The organism is Affinirhizobium straminoryzae (genome assembly GCF_007004135.1).
Classification (GTDB): domain Bacteria; phylum Pseudomonadota; class Alphaproteobacteria; order Rhizobiales; family Rhizobiaceae; genus Neorhizobium; species Neorhizobium straminoryzae.
Map to the genome: position 1 here is coordinate 64,370 of NZ_VJMG01000015.1, position 16,757 is coordinate 81,126.

Annotated in this window: 18 protein-coding genes; 1 reads left to right on the forward strand and 17 read right to left on the reverse strand. The window is 63.1% G+C overall.

The genetic code is table 11. The features are described from left to right. Positions 1-27: 27 nt before the first annotated feature. Positions 28-867: a MipA/OmpV family protein gene (locus FNA46_RS06825; RefSeq protein ID WP_246102914.1), complete on the forward strand. Its 840-nt coding sequence runs from the start codon at positions 28-30 to the stop codon at positions 865-867. Here the strand turns inward: FNA46_RS06825 and FNA46_RS06830 are convergent. The 17 genes from FNA46_RS06830 to FNA46_RS06910 all read right to left on the reverse strand — a co-directional run bounded on the left by FNA46_RS06830 (position 851) and on the right by FNA46_RS06910 (position 16,720). Further along, on the reverse strand, positions 851-1,246 hold the full coding sequence (locus FNA46_RS06830) for an EamA family transporter (protein ID WP_143124368.1): 396 nt from the start codon (positions 1,244-1,246) through the stop codon (positions 851-853). The genes FNA46_RS06825 and FNA46_RS06830 overlap by 17 nt on opposite strands. Continuing rightward, positions 1,243-2,436 carry a peptidogalycan biosysnthesis protein gene (locus tag FNA46_RS06835; protein WP_143124369.1) on the reverse strand — a complete coding sequence of 398 codons (1,194 nt, stop codon included), beginning with the start codon at positions 2,434-2,436 and terminating at the stop codon, positions 1,243-1,245. The genes FNA46_RS06830 and FNA46_RS06835 overlap by 4 nt, the downstream gene beginning before the upstream one ends. Beyond that, on the reverse strand, positions 2,402-3,232 hold the full coding sequence (locus tag FNA46_RS06840; RefSeq protein WP_143124370.1) for an alpha/beta hydrolase: 831 nt from the start codon (positions 3,230-3,232) through the stop codon (positions 2,402-2,404). Before FNA46_RS06840 ends, FNA46_RS06835 begins: the two co-directional genes overlap by 35 nt. Next, positions 3,222-4,094: a fatty acid desaturase family protein gene (locus tag FNA46_RS06845; protein ID WP_143124371.1), complete on the reverse strand. Its 873-nt coding sequence runs from the start codon at positions 4,092-4,094 to the stop codon at positions 3,222-3,224. Before FNA46_RS06845 ends, FNA46_RS06840 begins: the two co-directional genes overlap by 11 nt. Next, complete coding sequence (locus FNA46_RS06850) at positions 4,091-4,444, reverse strand: DMT family transporter (RefSeq protein ID WP_143124372.1); 354 nt, start codon at positions 4,442-4,444, stop codon at positions 4,091-4,093. The genes FNA46_RS06845 and FNA46_RS06850 overlap by 4 nt, the downstream gene beginning before the upstream one ends. Continuing rightward, on the reverse strand, positions 4,441-5,388 hold the full coding sequence (locus FNA46_RS06855; protein ID WP_143124373.1) for an arginase family protein: 948 nt from the start codon (positions 5,386-5,388) through the stop codon (positions 4,441-4,443). The genes FNA46_RS06850 and FNA46_RS06855 overlap by 4 nt, the downstream gene beginning before the upstream one ends. 4 nt (positions 5,389-5,392) lie before the next feature. Next, positions 5,393-6,802: an aspartate aminotransferase family protein gene (locus FNA46_RS06860; RefSeq protein ID WP_143124374.1), complete on the reverse strand. Its 1,410-nt coding sequence runs from the start codon at positions 6,800-6,802 to the stop codon at positions 5,393-5,395. Positions 6,803-6,816: 14 nt separating this feature from the next. After that, a complete protein-coding gene (locus FNA46_RS06865; protein ID WP_143124375.1) occupies positions 6,817-7,503 on the reverse strand; it encodes an MtnX-like HAD-IB family phosphatase in 687 nt (228 codons plus the stop codon). Between the two features lie 90 nt (positions 7,504-7,593). Next, positions 7,594-9,012 (reverse strand): sensor histidine kinase, encoded by a 1,419-nt coding sequence (locus FNA46_RS06870; RefSeq protein WP_143124376.1) that lies wholly within the window; start codon positions 9,010-9,012, stop codon positions 7,594-7,596. After that, on the reverse strand, positions 9,009-9,671 hold the full coding sequence (locus tag FNA46_RS06875; RefSeq protein ID WP_143124377.1) for a response regulator transcription factor: 663 nt from the start codon (positions 9,669-9,671) through the stop codon (positions 9,009-9,011). Before FNA46_RS06875 ends, FNA46_RS06870 begins: the two co-directional genes overlap by 4 nt. A 185-nt stretch (positions 9,672-9,856) precedes the next feature. Further along, complete coding sequence (locus tag FNA46_RS06880) at positions 9,857-10,558, reverse strand: SDR family oxidoreductase (protein WP_143124378.1); 702 nt, start codon at positions 10,556-10,558, stop codon at positions 9,857-9,859. A gap of 145 nt (positions 10,559-10,703) precedes the next feature. Continuing rightward, positions 10,704-11,597, reverse strand: coding sequence for a sugar phosphate isomerase/epimerase family protein (locus tag FNA46_RS06885; RefSeq protein ID WP_143124379.1), 894 nt, complete (start codon positions 11,595-11,597; stop codon positions 10,704-10,706). Between the two features lie 95 nt (positions 11,598-11,692). Further along, positions 11,693-12,340 carry a nucleoside/nucleotide kinase family protein gene (locus FNA46_RS06890; protein ID WP_143124380.1) on the reverse strand — a complete coding sequence of 216 codons (648 nt, stop codon included), beginning with the start codon at positions 12,338-12,340 and terminating at the stop codon, positions 11,693-11,695. Then, positions 12,324-13,226 carry a sugar phosphate isomerase/epimerase family protein gene (locus FNA46_RS06895; RefSeq protein ID WP_143124413.1) on the reverse strand — a complete coding sequence of 301 codons (903 nt, stop codon included), beginning with the start codon at positions 13,224-13,226 and terminating at the stop codon, positions 12,324-12,326. The genes FNA46_RS06890 and FNA46_RS06895 overlap by 17 nt, the downstream gene beginning before the upstream one ends. A gap of 2 nt (positions 13,227-13,228) precedes the next feature. Next, positions 13,229-14,221 carry an ABC transporter permease gene (locus tag FNA46_RS06900; RefSeq protein ID WP_143124381.1) on the reverse strand — a complete coding sequence of 331 codons (993 nt, stop codon included), beginning with the start codon at positions 14,219-14,221 and terminating at the stop codon, positions 13,229-13,231. Continuing rightward, the gene (locus FNA46_RS06905) at positions 14,221-15,234 is read right to left on the reverse strand and encodes an ABC transporter permease (RefSeq protein ID WP_143124382.1); all 1,014 of its coding nucleotides are present in this window, start codon (positions 15,232-15,234) and stop codon (positions 14,221-14,223) included. The genes FNA46_RS06900 and FNA46_RS06905 overlap by 1 nt, the downstream gene beginning before the upstream one ends. After that, on the reverse strand, positions 15,227-16,720 hold the full coding sequence (locus tag FNA46_RS06910; protein ID WP_143124383.1) for a sugar ABC transporter ATP-binding protein: 1,494 nt from the start codon (positions 16,718-16,720) through the stop codon (positions 15,227-15,229). Before FNA46_RS06910 ends, FNA46_RS06905 begins: the two co-directional genes overlap by 8 nt. Between the last annotated feature and the right edge of the window lie 37 nt (positions 16,721-16,757).

The window sequence follows — 16,757 nt, forward strand, 5'->3', positions numbered from 1 at the left end:
GATCGCCAACGGACACGAGACGGGCGCATGCGACACGTAAACAGGAGTAACCGCGCTCGCATCATCCGGCTTGGCGCTTTGGCACTTGCCTGCCTGCCGGCGCTCGCAGATATGGCCCTTGCCGACGACACCACGCCACCGGGCAAGGACACCTACATCATCACGCTCGGATCAACGGTTTCGGTGGGGCCAACCTATCCGGGCTCGCGGCGGACCTCGCTTTCGGCCGCCCCGGATTTCGACTGGCGACGCCTGGGTGAACCGGAGGAGAATTCCACCCCCGACGACAACTTCGATCTGAGCCTTGTCGACCTCGGCAATTTTTCGGCAGGTCCTGTGATCGGCATACGGGATCGTCGCGACGAGCGGGACGAAAAGGCCCTGCGCGGGCTGAAGCGCATCAAGATCGACATGGATGCGGGGCTGTTTGCGCAGTACTGGTTCATTCCCGACGCCTGGCGGGTGCGCGCGGAAGTACGGCAGGCCGTGTTCGACAACAGCGGCCTCGTGGTCGATGTCGGCTCCGACTATTTCCTGCGCGCCGGAGAGCACTGGTTGTTCTCGGCTGGCCCGCGCGCCTCCTTCTCGAACGGCGCCTATGCGCAGCGCTATTTCGGCGTCTCTGCCGCCGATGCCGCATCGAACGGACGCGTGCAGCCCTATGATGCCGATGGCGGGCTGCAATCGCTGGGGCTGACGGTGTCGGCCGCCTACCATTTCAACGAGGATTGGACGGTCACGGCCTATGGCCGCTATGACCGTCTGCTGGGCGATGCCGCCAACAGCCCGATCACCAGCCAATTCGGCAGCGCAAACCAGTTCACGGTCGGCATCGGCCTGACCCGGGCCTTCAGGATCGCGTTCTGACGGCTTCTGCCGATGTTTGAGAGGATGGCGCAGACGCGATGCAGGCGATGCCGCCGAGGATCAGCGCGCTTCCCGCAAGCTGCAGCGGCGTGACCGGCTCATCGAAAAAGGCCCAGGCAAAGAGCATTACCAGAACATAGCTCGCGGCCGACAGCGGAAAGGCGCGGCTGAGATCCAGCTCCGAGAGAACCGTCATCCAGATCAGAAAACAGACGGCCTCCGCGACGATCGCCGCGAGGAACCAGGGGGACGTCAGCACATGAAGCAGAAATTCCGGCAGGCCCGCAACCGTCACCTTTTCGGCACTCTCCTTCAGCAGCACCTGCTGCAGAAGGTTCAACGCGGGAATGACAGCCCAGGCAAGATGCAGGGGCCTCACGACATGGCTCCGTCCGCATCGTCGGCAGCAAGATAAGGCGCGATGCGTTTCAGCACCGCCTGGACGATCGGACTGGCATGCTGGAAAAACATCGCATTGCGCGTCAGGCTGCTCCCGAGCCGCACCTTGTTGCGATAATAGGCCTGGCCGCTCTGGTAGCGGGCAAAGCCATGCGCCAGGCAATGCTCGATATTGGTGAACCAGCTCAGATAATAGAGATTGTAGGGCCGCCCCTTCTCCGCATCCATGCAGAAGAACTTGTCGATCAGCACGCCACCATCATGCACCATCAGATTGGCGGCCAGCAGTTCGTCCCCGACGAAATAGAGCGTGCAGAAGGACCGGCCCGGCATGTTGCGCAGCAGGCCCTCGAAATAGGCGGGTGTCAGTTCCTCGAACTGCCACTCGCTGCGCTGGCGCGTGTCGCGATAGAGCGCCATGACGCGCGGCAGGAGATCGCCAAGCTCCGTACACTGCTCGATGCGCACTGCCTCGCGGACTTTCAGCTTGCGGCGCATATCCTTGCGGGTGCCGGCGGACAGGCGGGAGAAATACTCCTCCATCGAGCCGAAATCGATGTCCATCCAGGCCGTCGGCATGCCGCCGAGCTCGGCATAGCCATGCGCGGCGACGACGTCGGCCAGTTCCGGCCTCAGCGGCAACGGCATATCCTTGATTCCGAGCAGCGTACACTGACGCGCTCTTGCATGGGCGCGGAAGGCGGCAAGCAGCACATCCAGCACCCGCGGCTGCAAGTCGTCCGGCACATCCGGATGAAAGGCGGGCGTCCCGGTTTCCGTGCAGGGCGAGCCAAGGCAGGCCAGGGGAAAGGTCAGCATCTTCGGCCAGATCGTCCGCAACCGGCCGATGATGGTGCGAAGTGTGCCGGGGTCGAGCGTCGTCTCCAGCGCGTATTGCGACAGGAATGCCGGCATCACGCAGAGGATCCGGCCTTGCGCCTGGACTGCCACATAACACCATTCAAAGCCGTCGATGCCCGCCTGCTCGACCGACAGCAGGTAATCATAGGCCTCCGCTTCGCCGGGCGCGCAGGCGTCCCAGGCTGTACGCCCGATCTCGGTGATCGAAGAGACCACCTCGGCCTTCAGCACCTCGCCGGCAGCGAGCGGCGACGGTGCGACCGGGTGGACAGGTTCAAGCCTGACGGCGGACAGGGTGTTGGCTGGCATTGTATCTCTCGAAGAAATCCGCGGTGACATCGGCGACCTGTCGATGCTGACGATCGACATGGATCATGTGATAGCTGTCCTTCAGCCACAGAAGCTGCTTGTCGCCCGGCAGGTGATCGGCAATGTAGCGGGCATGACGGGGATGGCTGACATCGTCCTCCTCGGAATGGATGATCAGCGTCGGCGTCTTCACGGTCGGCAAGCACTGCTTCAGTGCCTCACCCAGCCGCTCCATCTCCACCAGCCCACGACCGGGAAAGCTGTCGAGCATGCCCTCGTTGCTCATGCCAGCCACCATCTTGCGGATGCGGTCGTCCTTGATGCCCATCGAGGCCGTCTCGCGGAAATTCATCCGGTCGAGAAAGGGGACCATGGCAAGCCAGCGGATCTGCCGTCCCATCAGAGCGTAAAGGCGCGGGATGTTCCAGCCATCGTAATGGAAGCAGGGTGAGTAGAGGGCGGCGGCGTTGATCAGTCCGGGGTTGCGGTGGGCCGCCATCAGGCCGAGCTTGCCGCCGGCGCAGATGCCGGCGACCGACACGTCGTCGACACGCCGGCGCAGGTCGGCCGCCGCCTCCACGACGCTCTCCAGCCAGTCTTCCCAACGGGTGCGCCGCAGGGCGGCCGCATCCTTGCCGTGGCCGGCCAGAAGCGGCGCATAGACGCTGTAGCCGCGCTTCACCAGGGGGCGGGCCACCAGCCGCATCTCGGCGGGTGCGCCGGTGAGGCCATGGATCAGCAACACGCCCTGCCCGTTCCTGCCTTCCTCGAAGAAGGCGAGCGGATCATGCTTCATGGGGCTTGCCGTCCTTGTGGTTTTCAGGTGCGAGGAAGCCCAGCGCATGGCAGGTGCTGATCACATGCGTGCCCGCTGCCGCCTGCTCTTCGGCGATGCGCTGGTGCAAAGCCGGCAGATCCGTCCAATGGGTCTTCGGCCGATAGTGATGTTCTGCATGATAGCCATTCTGGAACCACAGCCAGTTGTAGAAACGGCGATAGCTGCTGACGCCCCAGGCGATCGGCTCGTCCGGATCGCCGTTCAGGTGCTCGTAATAGCCGTTCAGCGACGACAGGCAGTTGCCGAGATAGTAGAAGGGCACAAAGAACAGCACGGCCTTCCAGTCATAGAGCAGTGCAAGGCCGACGACCGCCACGAATGTCGCCAGTTCAAAGCGGCCCCAGTTGGCATCGAACGGCCGGCGCTTGGCGATCGCCCGGTGGATATCGCCGATATCGTCGCGGAAGAAGCTGAGGAAGGTATAGGAGAACACGTTTTCCGGCTCGCCATTCTTGCCGTGCTTGTAGATCGACAGGGGATCGATGGTGTGCCCCTTGTCGTCAGGCCGGTCGCTGTTGCCGGAGTGATGGCGCATGTGTACCCAGTGGTAATAGGTCTGGGAAAAGCCGATCGCGACGGATTCCAGCAGGCTGAAGGCGTAGTTCATCCAGCGCGGCCTGAAGTAGGGCGTATGGATGAAGTTGTGCGATATGCTGTTGATGTTCCACGAAATCGAGATGGCATAGATTGCGCCAAGCGCCGCCGACAGCCAGAGCGGGCGGCTTTCGAATCCGACGATCAGGTAGATGTTGAAGGCCAGATGCGCGAGGGCGGCGAGAACGGACACGGCGTCCCATCTGGAATAGGCGAAGAGTTTCATAGGCCTGTCACTCCCACGCAGACCACGCCCGCGGTCACCAGGACGATGCCGAGCGCGTGGCGAAGGTTGATGGTTTCGTTGAAGACGATGGCCCCCGAGAGCGCGATGGTGACGTAGCTGAGCGCCATCAGGGGAAAGGCTAGGGAAAGCGGCGCGATCTGCAGCACCCGCGTCCAGGCGACGAGTTCCACCGCCCAGAAGACAATGCCGAGACCAGCCATCGGGCTGAGGATCGCGCGCATGCCGTCATGCGTCGCCGCGGCCTGCTTGAAGCAGATCTCGCGACCGGTTTCTGTCACCACACAGAACATAACGAGGCCGAGCATGGACATCAGCGGCGAGAGCGTCACGACATGGCCTCCCCGAGAACATTGAGGAGCGCATGATTTGCGGCGCTGTTGATGTTGCGGATATTGTCCTGTGGCGGCGTCGACAGGGGCTGATCGATCAGGATCTCTCCCCGCTTCAGGAGCCGTGTGAACAGGGAGCCGCCATAGCTCGGGCGCGAATAATCGCCGGTGACGTCAGCGCCGATGATGCGGTGCCGCTGGCCGATAGCGGAAACAAGATCGAGCACATAGGGCAGCTGCATCATGCCCTGATCCCAGTTGGTCAGCGCGTCGGAAGACACCAGCACATCCTTGTCGACGGTGATGTAGACCGCCTCCGTTGCGATGGTGGACAGCAGCCGATCGATGAAATTCTGCTCGCCCATCTCGGAGATGCAGCGCCAGTGCAGCGCGCCGGATTTCTGTTCGTAACTGGTGCCGGCGCCATAATGCGCACGCACCCGGCTCGGCGCATGGCGGTAGGGGTAGAGCTGCAGTCGCTCGTCCTTCAGCAGGGAAAGATTGGCGCCCTTGCGCTCCGGCGAGGTCAGGTCGTCGCTGCACACGCCGAGCGTGACGACGCGCGCGACCTGCGGATGGGCGAGCGCCCGGTTGACCCACGAGCCACAATGCATGCCGCCGGAGAAATGCACCCAGTCCGGATGGTTGTCGATGTGAATGACGGTCGCCGGCCCGGAATGGTTTTCCAGCGCCAGCGACAGGAGAAGGGCGGAGACGTGGTGAAAATCACCGGACCCCATGAAAACAAGATTTGGCTGACGGCGACGGAGGCTACGAGCGAGGCGGCGATGAAGCTCGTCCAGATCAGCCTGCCGCGCCCAGAGGCGGATATCGCGCCCGATCTCCTTCTCGCGGATCTCATGCGCTCCCGCCATCATGCAGGAGCGCACGAATTCGGATTGCAACTCCAACGCATCATCGAGATGGAGCAGAAGGAGTTGCATGGGCTCACCTCCGCTCTGCGCGCGTGAGGAGCTGATCGAGCAGGTTGAGCGCCAGGTCGATTTCGGCATGCGAGATCATCAGGTTCGGGGCGAGCGTGATGACGTTCTTGTGGTAGCCGCCGACATCCAGCACGAGGCCGTGCCGGCGTCCGTCCACCAGCATGTCGCCCTTCATGCCCTCGTCCGACATCCAGTCGAGGGTTGCCTTGTCCGGCGTGAAGCCGTCCGGCTTGCAGATTTCCATGCGCAGCGCGAGGCCGAGGCCATCCACGTCGCCGACGATCGGGTGACGCTTCTGCAGCGCCTTCAGGCCGTCGAGGAAGCGGGCGCCCTTCTCCATCACGCTCGCGCCGAAATCGCCCTCGCTCACCATCTTCATGGTTTCCAGCGCAACGGCGGTGCCCATCGGGTTGGAGGCGAAGGTCGAGTGGGTGGAGCCGGGCGGGAAGATCGTCGGGTTGATCATCTCCTCGCGCGCCCAGATGCCGGAGAGCGGGTTGAGGCCGTTGGTGATGGCCTTGCCGAAGACCAGCACATCCGGCGAGACGCCGAAATGCTCGACCGACCACAGCTTGCCCGTGCGGTAGACGCCCATCTGGATCTCGTCGACGACGAGCAGGATGCCATGATCGTCGAGAACCTTCTTCAGCCCCGTGAAGAAGTTCATCGGCGGGATCACATAGCCGCCGGTGCCCTGGATCGGCTCGATGTAGAAGGCCGCATATTCCGACTTGCCGGCCTTCGGATCCCAGACGCCGTTATACTCGCTCTCGAACAGGCGGGCGAACTTCTGGACGCAATATTCGCCGTATTCTTCCTTCGACATGCCCTTCGGGCCGCGGAAATGATAGGGGAATTCGATGAACTGGGCGCGTTCGCCGAAATGGCCGTAACGGCGGCGATAGCGATAACTGGAGGTGATGGCCGTGGCGCCCAGCGTGCGGCCGTGATAGCCGCCCTCGAAGGCGAACATCAGGCTTTTGCCGCCGCTATAGTTTCGCACCAGCTTCAGCGAGTCCTCGATGGCCTGCGAGCCGCCGACATTGAAGTGCACGCGCCCCTTGTAGCCGAACTTCGCTTCGGCATCACGGGCGATCAGCGCGGCCAGTTCGACCTTTTCCCGGTGCAGATACTGCGAGGCGACCTGCGGCAGGCGGTCCAGCTGGCGATGCGCCGCATCGTTGAGGCGCTGGTTGCGGTAGCCGAAATTGACCGCCGAATACCACATCTGCAGATCGAGGAAGGGCGTGCCGGTCGCATCGTAGACGTAGGAGCCTTCGCAGGTCTCGAAGAACTTGGGATGGTCGGTGTAATGGACGGTATCGCCGTGCGAGCAGTAGGTGTTTTCCAGCGCGCGGAGTTCATCCTCGCTGGTCTTTTCCGGGGCTTCGGCAAGTTTGACGATGGCAGACATGGGAATCCTTTTCATCAGGCAGTCGTTGACCGCGAGCGCGGCAGGAATTGCAGCGGCTCGGCCGAGGTGAGGCTGCGAAGCACATGGGTCACATCGTGGAAGCTGGTGAAGCCCACGTAGGGAATGCGGTGTTCCTCGCAGTAGGTGGCAAGCTTCGCCTTGGCGAAGACGAAGCGGGCGTCGTGCGAGACGCAGAAATCGCTGCGTCCGTCGCCGACATAGATGTGGGTGCTCCTGGCCGCAGACAGGACGCTGCATTTGCAGACACCCGATTGCGGCCGGCAGGTATCGCGCGCATGCGGAAAGGCCAGATCGAAGCGCTCCTCGCCGGCCTGATGATAGTGCATGAGGCGGTTGGCGATGATGTCGATGCCCGTGATGCCGTGATTGGCGAGAATGCGGCGGATGAAATGATCGACACCGTCGCTGACGATGGTGATGGCGATCGCGTGTTCGACACAGAAGCGCTGGAAGGCGAGAAATCCCTCGTCGATCGCCAGCGTATCGAGAAAGACATCGATCTCGGCCTGCGATGCCCGAATGAGATCGACCTGGGCGCGCATGCACTGGCGTGCGCTGATCAGGCCCCGCTCCCACCGCTCCTCGATGTCATGCCATTCCGGCAGCGCGAACCGCGCAAAGACGGCATCGCTGACATCCAGCATCGAGATGGTGCCGTCAAAATCGCAAAAGGCCTGCATCGCCTGTCCCTTCATCAATGTCCGGAAGGGATAGGCGATCAAGCTGAGCGGCAGATTAGGTGAAAATGATGCGAAACTGAATTTGCAAATTTATTCGGGCAGCATGTCCCTCTGGACCGCCGGGCCGCCGGCAATGCCGGTCGAACTGACAGGCAGGCAGAGCCGGATCTCCAGACCATGGCCCCAGGGCGGCTCGTCGAGAGTGACCGCGATACCGAGCCGCTGGGCGATGCCGGCGACGATTGCAAGCCCCAGGCCGCTGCCCTGCTTGTCGAGCGAAAGACGATGGAAGGGACGGAACACATCGGCCCTGTGCTCGCGGGCGATCCCGGGACCGCTGTCGCGGATCATCAGGTCCAGAACATCCCTGCCCTCTTCGCCCAGCACGACTTCGAGGCGCCCGCCCTCGGGTGAATACTTGATGGCATTGTTCAGCAGATTGTCCAGCATCATCCGCAGCAGCATCGGATCGGAATGCAGACAGCCATCGTCCGGGCCGGAAAGGTCCAGCTGGAGGTTCTTGTGCGTCAGTTGATGGCCGAGATCGGCAATTGCCGAGACGACCAGATCATGCAGGTTGACGTCCGCGAGGCGCAGCGGCTGGTGGCTGACGCGCGCGAGGCTCAGCATCTGCTCGATCAGATGCATCGACCGTTCGTTGCTGGCCGACAGATCGCGCAGCAGGGCCTGCCGTTCCTCCTCGCTGTCGGCCTTCTCCAGCAATTGCAGCAGAAGCTTTGTGCCGGCCTGCGGCGTGCGGAGTTCATGCGCCGCAAGATCGGAAAACCGCCGTTCGAGGGTGAGCGACACCGCAAGCTTTTCGGCAAAACGGTTGAAGGAGGCTGCCAGAGGAAGAAAGTCACGCGGGAGATCGCGGACCTCGACCGGCGACAGGTCATCCGGGTTCCGCGACCGGATCTGGCGGATGAGATCCCGGATGTGGCTGAGACCGTTGTTGATCACCAGCCAGATGAGCGCGGCAATGGCCGGCACCAGAACGGCAAGCGGCACCACGAGATTCAGGAGGATGTTGCCGACCAGATTTTGTCGCAGCGCCAGCTTTTCGGCGACCTCAATCACCACCGTGGTGTTCGGGACCGGCAGATTGTAGACCCGCCAGCGATCCGTGCCATCGCTGTAGTCCGAAAAGCCGACGGAAAAGGGTTTCACACTCGCGGGAAAGGCGTTGCTGCTGACGAAGGCCAGCGTGCCCTCCTTCCAGACCCGGAACAGATGGGCATCGGCATAATCGTCGGCATCCTCGTTGAGCGCGAGCTGGTTCTCCATGTTGAAATCGAGATCCGGCACCTGCACCGTTCCATGGCGCGGACCGCGCTCCAGCGGATGGCGCAACAGAACCCAGAGGGTATTGGCGTCGTTGATCAGCTCGGCATCGTAAATGTTGTTGATTTCCCGCGTCGCGCTGTGATGGGCGAGAACGCCGATAATGACGATCGCCGCCATCAGGGTCGGCAGGATGCGGAAAAAGAGCCTCTGGCTGAGCGTCATGCTGAAGCTTCGACCATGTAGCCGACGCCGCGGATCGACTTGATGAAATCCGTGCCGAGCTTCTTGCGCAAATTGTAGACGGTCACCTCGATCGTGTTGCTCTCGATAGTGCTCGAAATGTCGTAGAGGGCGTACTCGATATCATTCTTGGTGACATAGCGCCCGGCGCGCTCCATCAGCACCCGCAACAGATGGAATTCCTTGGCCGGAATATGAAGCTGTACGCCGTTGTGACGCACAACCATGGCCGCCGGATCGACTTCCACGCCGCCGGAGCGCAGCACGGTGCGGGTGCGCCCTTCGCGGCGCCTCAAAAGCGCGCGGACACGGGCCAGCAGTTCATCGAGATCGAAGGGTTTGACAAGGTAGTCGTCGGCGCCTTCATCAAGGCCCTCGACGCGGCTTCGCACATTGTCGAGCGCGGTCAGCATCAGGACCGGCAGCCCGTTGCCACTCGCCCGCAGGGTCCGCACCACCTCGAACCCGTTGATGCCCGGCAGGTTCACGTCGAGGATCAGCCCGCCATAATCACCGGTGCGTGCCGCAGCGAGGCCGTTTTCGCCATCGCGAAACCAGTCGATGCCATAGGCATGCTTCTCGAAGGCCCTTTTCAGGGAGGATCCGAGGATCTGATCGTCCTCAATCAGCAGCAGTCTCAAGGGGCGCCCTCCGGACAAGCCATCCGCTTTGACCATCACAGCAATTGTGGCGGATCGAAGAAGAAGGCGGCGGTGGCGTGAAAGAAATGGAACCCGGATTGCCGCAGGCTCCTGTTTGCCATGGTCCTTCCACTCTCCCGACGGGATGCGGCGATGCGCCCGCCGCCCGCCATGCCGTCCGCGCCTCAGACGGACCGCATCAGGCCACCATCGACCTTGATGTTCTGGCCAGTGATATAGGCTGCCCCCTCGGACGCCAGGAAGGCGATGGTGGCCGCGATTTCGGCGCTGGTGCCGTAGCGCTTCATCGGCACGGCGTCGCGCCGTTCCTGGGTGGCGGGAAGGCTGTCGATCCAGCCGGGCAGCACGTTGTTCATGCGGATATTGTCGCCGGCATAGGTATCGGCGAAAATCTTGGTAAAGGCCGCAAGCCCCGCCCGGAAAACGGCGGATGTCGGGAACATCGCGCTCGGCTCGAATACCCAGGCCGTCGAGATGTTGATAATCGCGCCGGCTTTCTGCGCCTGCATGATCGGGGTCACCAGCCGCGTGGGCCGCACGACGTTGAGGAAATAGACATCCATGCCGGCATGCCAGTCGGCGTCGGGAATGTCGAGGAGCGCCTTGCGCGGCCCGTGGCCGGCGCTGTTGACGAGCACGTCGATCCGGCCCCAGCGCGCCATGGCGCCCTCGACCAGGCTCTTCAGAGCCTCTTCCGACTGGTTGGAACCGGTAACGCCGAAGCCGCCGAGTTCCGTGGCAAGCGCCTCGCCCTTGCCGGAGGAGGAAAGGATCGCAACCCGGAAGCCATCCGCCGCCAGCCGGCGCGCTGCCGCCGCACCCATGCCGCTGCCACCCGCCGTTACCAGTGCCACCTTGTCGCCCATTCTGCACATCCTCTTCCGGGGTCAAACATCACCGCCAGGAAACTGTCACAACAGATGGGGAATGGCGACCCCGTTTCACGGAAGCATTCGGTTGATAATCCCGGCGGAAGACCACCGGGATCGCTTCTGGCCGTGGCGTCAACGCTCACGGCAGACGGCTGCGTTCTGCCTGGCGCATGGTTTCCTGCGCGGCCTTCAGCTGCGCCTTCGTGTACATCAAAGCATGCGAGGCAAGATCATGGCTGTCTTCCCACAGGTTGCGCCAGATGCCGAGAATGCCTTCCAGCGGCTGGCCGACGACACGCGAGGAGAAGCTTTCGAACGTGATCGGACCAGTATAGCCCGACGCCACCAGCGCCCGGAACACACCGGCCAGATCGATGCTGCCCGAGCCCATGTAGCCACGGTGGGAATCGCCGGTATGGAAATAGCCAAGATAGCTGCCGGTCTCGCGGATGGCCGATGCGATGTCGGATTCCTCGATGTTCATGTGATAGACATCGAGATGCACCTTCACATTGTCGGCACCGATCCGCTTGCAGAGTTCGACGCCCTGCGAGGCGGTGTTCAGCACATTCGATTCGTAGCGGTTGACGACCTCGAGCCCAAGCGTGATGCCGCTTTTCGCGGCGACGGCCGCCACCTGACCGAGAATATCGACCGACATCGCGACACCCGCCGCCGTCGTCGGCACGCTGTTCTTCTGGAAGGCGGAATGCAGGATGCCGCAGACATGGGTGGCGCCAAGATCGCGCGCGACGGCAAGGGCTTCCTCGAGCCGGGCCTTGCCGCGGCCTGCCTTCTCGGCATCACCGCTGGAAATATCCGTGTCGGCATCGAGACCGAGCGAGAAATTGATGCCGATACCGTATTTCTCCAGCATGCGGCGGGTGAAATCGACGTCGATGGAACTCGGATCAAGCGCCGGCGCCTCGATGAAATCGTAGCCGACCTCGGCAGTCTTGGCGATGGCGCGCTCGCATTCGCCATGGCTCCAGCCTGCCTCCCAGACGAGGGCGTGGACACCTAACTTGTTCATGGCAATCTCCCTGTGTTGCTCATTGGATCTCTCCCCGATCAACGGGGGCGGTGGGGTGGAGAGACTGCCGGGCGGCGGTGAAGCCACCCGGCGGCTCAATCGTTGAGGATGGCGAGATCGGCCTCGGCACTATCGGCCTTCACGAAGCGCCCGTTCGGCAGGTCGTTTTCGTCCACCTTGCGCGCAGTCTCCGCCTCGGGCAGGCCGAGATCGCGCCAGCGGCGGCTGAGGCGCTCCCGCAGCACAGCCTCGCTGACATCGACGAAGATGGTGAGATCAAACAACGGCTTCAGGCGATCCCACGGCGCCGTGCGCATCAGGAGATAATTGCCTTCACAGACGATGATGCCGGTCTCTTGCCCGATCAGGCGGCCGCCGGCCCGCGAAATCTCGATCGTGCGATCGAAGACGGGCACGGCCACCGTCGCATCCGTGTTCGCCCGCAGCCGTTCGATCATGTGCCGGAAGCCATCGGCATCGAAGGTATCGATCGCCCCCTTGTGGGCACGGCGTCCCATCGCCTCAAGCACGGCATCGTCATAATGGAAGCCATCCATGGGAAAAAGCGCCGCCAGACCGGGGCGGCGGGCATTGAGGCCGGCGACCGCTCCTTCCGCGAGCGTCGATTTGCCGGATCCGGGCGCGCCGGCAACGGCAATCAGGATGCGTCGTCCGCCCGCGCTTTCGAACCGCGCCTCGGCGGCACGAACAATCCTGTCGATGTTTTCAGGCACGGCGGACATGCAGGTCCTCCTCTCCGACAGGCGTTGCGGAGGCGGCGAAGGACAGGCCATATTGCGCCGCCTTGTCGCGCAGGAAGGCCAGCCCCCTGCCCAGCACAGCTTCCGGACCTTCGGACACCGGGCGCCAGAGCGAGATATCGCCCGCCATCCGGGCCGGCATCCCCGCAAAGCTTTCCACCGCCAGCCCGCCGGCAAAGCCGATCGCGGCTAGCGCGGAAAAAATGGCGTCCCAGTCCACATTGCCGTCACCGGGCGTGCCCCGATGGCTTTCAGACATGTGCATGTATTTCAGATGGTCGCGCGCATCGAGGATGCCATTGGCAAACCCTCTCTCCTCGATCGCCATGTGGAAGGTATCCAGATGGACGAAGAGCGTGTCGAGACCGATGCGTTCGATGAGGTCCACGGCCTGCCGCGCCGTGTTGAGAAGATGGTTTTCATAGCGGTTGACCGGCTCGATGCCGAGCAGCAGGCCTTTCGCCCTGGCGTGACGGCCTGCCACGTCGAGTGCCCGCGCGAGATTATCGTATTCCGCAGCGGTTGGCGGAAAGCCTGTGCGTTCGTTCGTGCCGCCGAAGGTAACCCCGCTCAGTGCTTCGCAGCCCATCGCTGCTGCCAGATCAAGGGCATGGCAGAGGTGTTCCGCCGCCGCCTCGGGGTTGACAGAAGCCCAGGCTGCCTGAGGCAGCACCAGCGAGCAGACACCGCGCAGGCCATGCATCTCCAGCAGGGTGCGGCTGTGGGCAGCGTTGATGGCGGTCATGTCGACAAGCGGGATTTCGATGAAGGCGAGGCCGTGCGCCGCTGCCGCCGTGATGGCGTGCTCGGCATTCTGCCGGTTCCAGTCCATGGTCCAGATGCTTGCGTGTATGCCGAAACCCTGCACGGTCATGTCTTCTTTCTGCTCTTGGCGAAGGAGGTGGAGATTGTCCGCGCGGCCATCACGACCACCATCAGCACGCCCCAGAGCGCGGTGGCGAGGTGCTGGTTGGCCCCCATGAGGTTCAGGCCGGACGAGAGAAGCTGAAGGACGATCAGGGCCACGAAGACCGGCAGCACGCGGCCGAAACCACCGAACGGGTTGATGCCGCCGAGAAAGGCCGCCAGTACCGTGATCAGCAGATAGGATTCGCCATGCCCGACGCGCACCGAGTTGAAGCGCGCCAGCATGATCAGCCCGGCAACAGCGCACATCAGGCCGGAAAGCGTGTAGACCAGCACGAGAATGCGGCGCGTATCGAGACCCGAATAGCGTGCCGCCTCGATATTGGAGCCGATCATCAGCAGCCCGAAGCCGAGCTTGAAGCGCGTCAGCAGCAGGTGCCAGAGGCCGACGCAGGCGAGAAAGATCAGAAGCGGAACCGGCAGGCCGAGAAGGGAACCGTGGCCGATCGTGGCGATGAAGGCCGGAAAGCCGGAAACATCGCCGCCCCGCGTCAGGAACTCGCCAAGACCACGCAGGAAGATCATCATCGACAGCGTGACAAGAATGGGATGTGCGCGGGTATAGGCAATCAGGACACCGGTCATCATGCCGGCGAGACCACCGGTCGCAAGTGCGGCGACTGCGGCCAGAGCGAAGGCCCCGCCAGAGGCATCTGCGCCGCCATGCGCCTGCAGCACCCAGGCTGCGGCGAGGCCGGCGAGATTGGCCGTGAAGGTAACCGCCAGATTGATGCCGCCGGTCAGCAGCGGCAGCAGCATGGCAAGCGTCAGCAGCCCGAGTTCGGGTAGCTGGAAGGCGACGGAGCCGAAGGTGGCAGCGGAAAAGAAATTGTCCGCACCGATGCCGAAGATCACCAGGACCGCGACGAGGGCAAACAGCGGTCCCGCCATGTCGGCGCCGAGCGTGGCGTTGAGACGCTGGATCAGGCTGTTCATCAGCGGGGACCTCCTGTGCGGGGACGCGCCCTGGCAAAGGCCGGCAGAAGCTTGTCGAGACGCGCCGACGACAGCGTGATGGCGACGAGGATGATGGCGCCGACAATCATCTTGAAGGCAAACGGCGAGACGCCCATCAGGTTGAGGCCGTTCTGGGTGATGGAGACCATCAGCACACCGAGCACGCAGCCGATGACGGAGCCCTTGCCCCCGCCGAGCCGCGCGCCGCCGAGCACGGTTGCGGCCAGCACATCGAGTTCGCGGCCATAGAGGGCATTCGGTACCACTTCCTCGGCATAATGTGCCTGCATCAGTCCCGCGATGCCCGCCATCAGGCCGAGCCAGCCGAACGAGATGTAGTGCATGGCGCCGATATTGATGCCGAAGCGACGCGCGCCTTCCGGATTGTCGCCGAAGGCATAGAGCTTGCGGCCCGTGGTCGTGCGCGAGATCAGGAACCAGGTGGCCCCGCAGCAGATCAGCATCACCACCACCGGCAGGGTCAGTTCCACCCAGGAGCCATCGGCCATCTCGCGTTCGTAGAAGACCACGCGCGTCGTCAGCCAGTCCGGCAGATTGTAGATCGACACACCCTTGGTGAAGAACATCAACAGACCGAAGAAGATGTTGAAGGTGGAGATCGTCGCGACGATGGAGATGATGCTGAGGCGGTAGACCAGGAAGGCATTCACGAAGCCGAGGCCGAGGCCGATCGCCCCGGCGATGAGGAAGCCGAGCGCCCAGTTTCCGCCGCCGACCACCCCGAGGGCCAGCACCGCAAGATACTGGACGACGGAGGCGGCGACGGCGAAGGAAATGTCGATGCCGCCCGAGATCAGCACGACGAGCAGACCGACCGCGAAGATGATGTTGACCGCCGACACATTGAGAACGTCAAACGCATTCGACAGCGTGAGGAAGCGGTCGGTCGCAAGCGACAGGCCGGCTGAGAGCACCAGCATGACGACGATCAGCGCCACCTCGGTGGTGTGGGCGAGAACGAACCTACGCATAGACGGCGGCCTCCAGGTCTGTCAGCGACATCCGTCGCGGGTCGTAGATCGCGCGGATGCGGCCCTCGACCATGTGGATGATGCGGTCTGCGTTGAAATAGACTTCCGGCGGTTCATCCGAGATCAGGATGATCGACAGGCCCTCCGCGGAGAGCTTGCGGACGATATCGAAAATACCGGCCCGCGCGCCGACATCGACACCGACGGTCGGCGCGTCGAGAATGAGGATGCGGGGATCGGTCGCAAGCCACTTGGCGATGGCGACACGTTGCTGGTTGCCGCCGGAGAGCGTGCGGATCGGATCATCGGGCGTGCCGATCTTGACGCCGAGCGCGGCGATCCATCGCCGCACGACATCAGCCTTGCGCGTCAGCGAGATCAGGCCGCCGGAGAGGATGCGGTCAAGGGAGGCCATGACGAGATTGTCTGCAATCGATTGCGGCTGGTTGAGACCGAGCGACAGGCGATCCTCGGAAAGATAGGCAACGCCTTCGCGGATCGCATCCCGGTTCGAGGCGAAGCGGACAGGCCGGCCCTCGATCTCGATGCCACCGGAATGGGCAGGCTTCATGCCGAACAGCGTCAATGCCAGTTCGGTGCGGCCGGCGCCCAGCAGGCCGGTAATGCCGAGCGTTTCCCCGCGCCTCAGATCGAAGGAAATGTTCTCGAATTCGCGATGGCGCGACAGGTTGCGGACGGAGAGAACGACCGGCTGGTCATCATGATCGCTGGCGATCACTGCGTTGTCGAAATTGCGGCCTGTCATCAGTTCGGTGACGCGGGACTGGGTCAGTCCCTCGACCGGAAAGACGCCCACCAGCTCGCCATCACGCAGCACCGTCATGCGGTCGGAAATCTCCAGCACTTCGGCCAGGCGATGGGAGACGAAGACGACAGCAACGCCGGACGCCGACAGCGTTCGGACGATCTCGATGAGATAATCGGTTTCCGACTGGGTCAAGGACGCGGTCGGCTCGTCCATGAACACCAGACGCGCCTCGCCGACCAGGGCGCGGGCGATCGCGACGATCTGGCGCTGCGCGATCGGCAGTTCCTTCAGCGGCATGTGCAGATCAAGCGTCACGCCAAGCTTCGCCAGCGCCCGTTCGGCCGCCGCTTGCACGGCGTGGCGGTTCACGAGGCCGAACCGGCCGTTCACCGCATGCTGGAAGCCGATATTCTCCGCCACTGTCATTTCGCCGAACAGGGCAAGATCCTGCCAGATCACCTGGATGCCGAGGGATTGCGCCAGCGTCGGCGTCATGGCCGCAACGGGCTTGCCGTCGAACCACAGTTCGGCGCCCGCTTCCGGCCTGTAGACACCGGTGATGACCTTGATCAGCGTGCTCTTGCCGCAACCGTTTTCGCCGGCCAGGCAATGCACCTCGCCCGGGCGCACCTCGAAGGATACGCCCTTCAAGGCCCTGACGCCACCAAAGGTGACGTTGATGTTCCTGAGTGACAGAAGTGGCGGCTCGCTCGCCATGGCATGTCTCCGTCCTGCGCGGCCCGTGCGGATGACG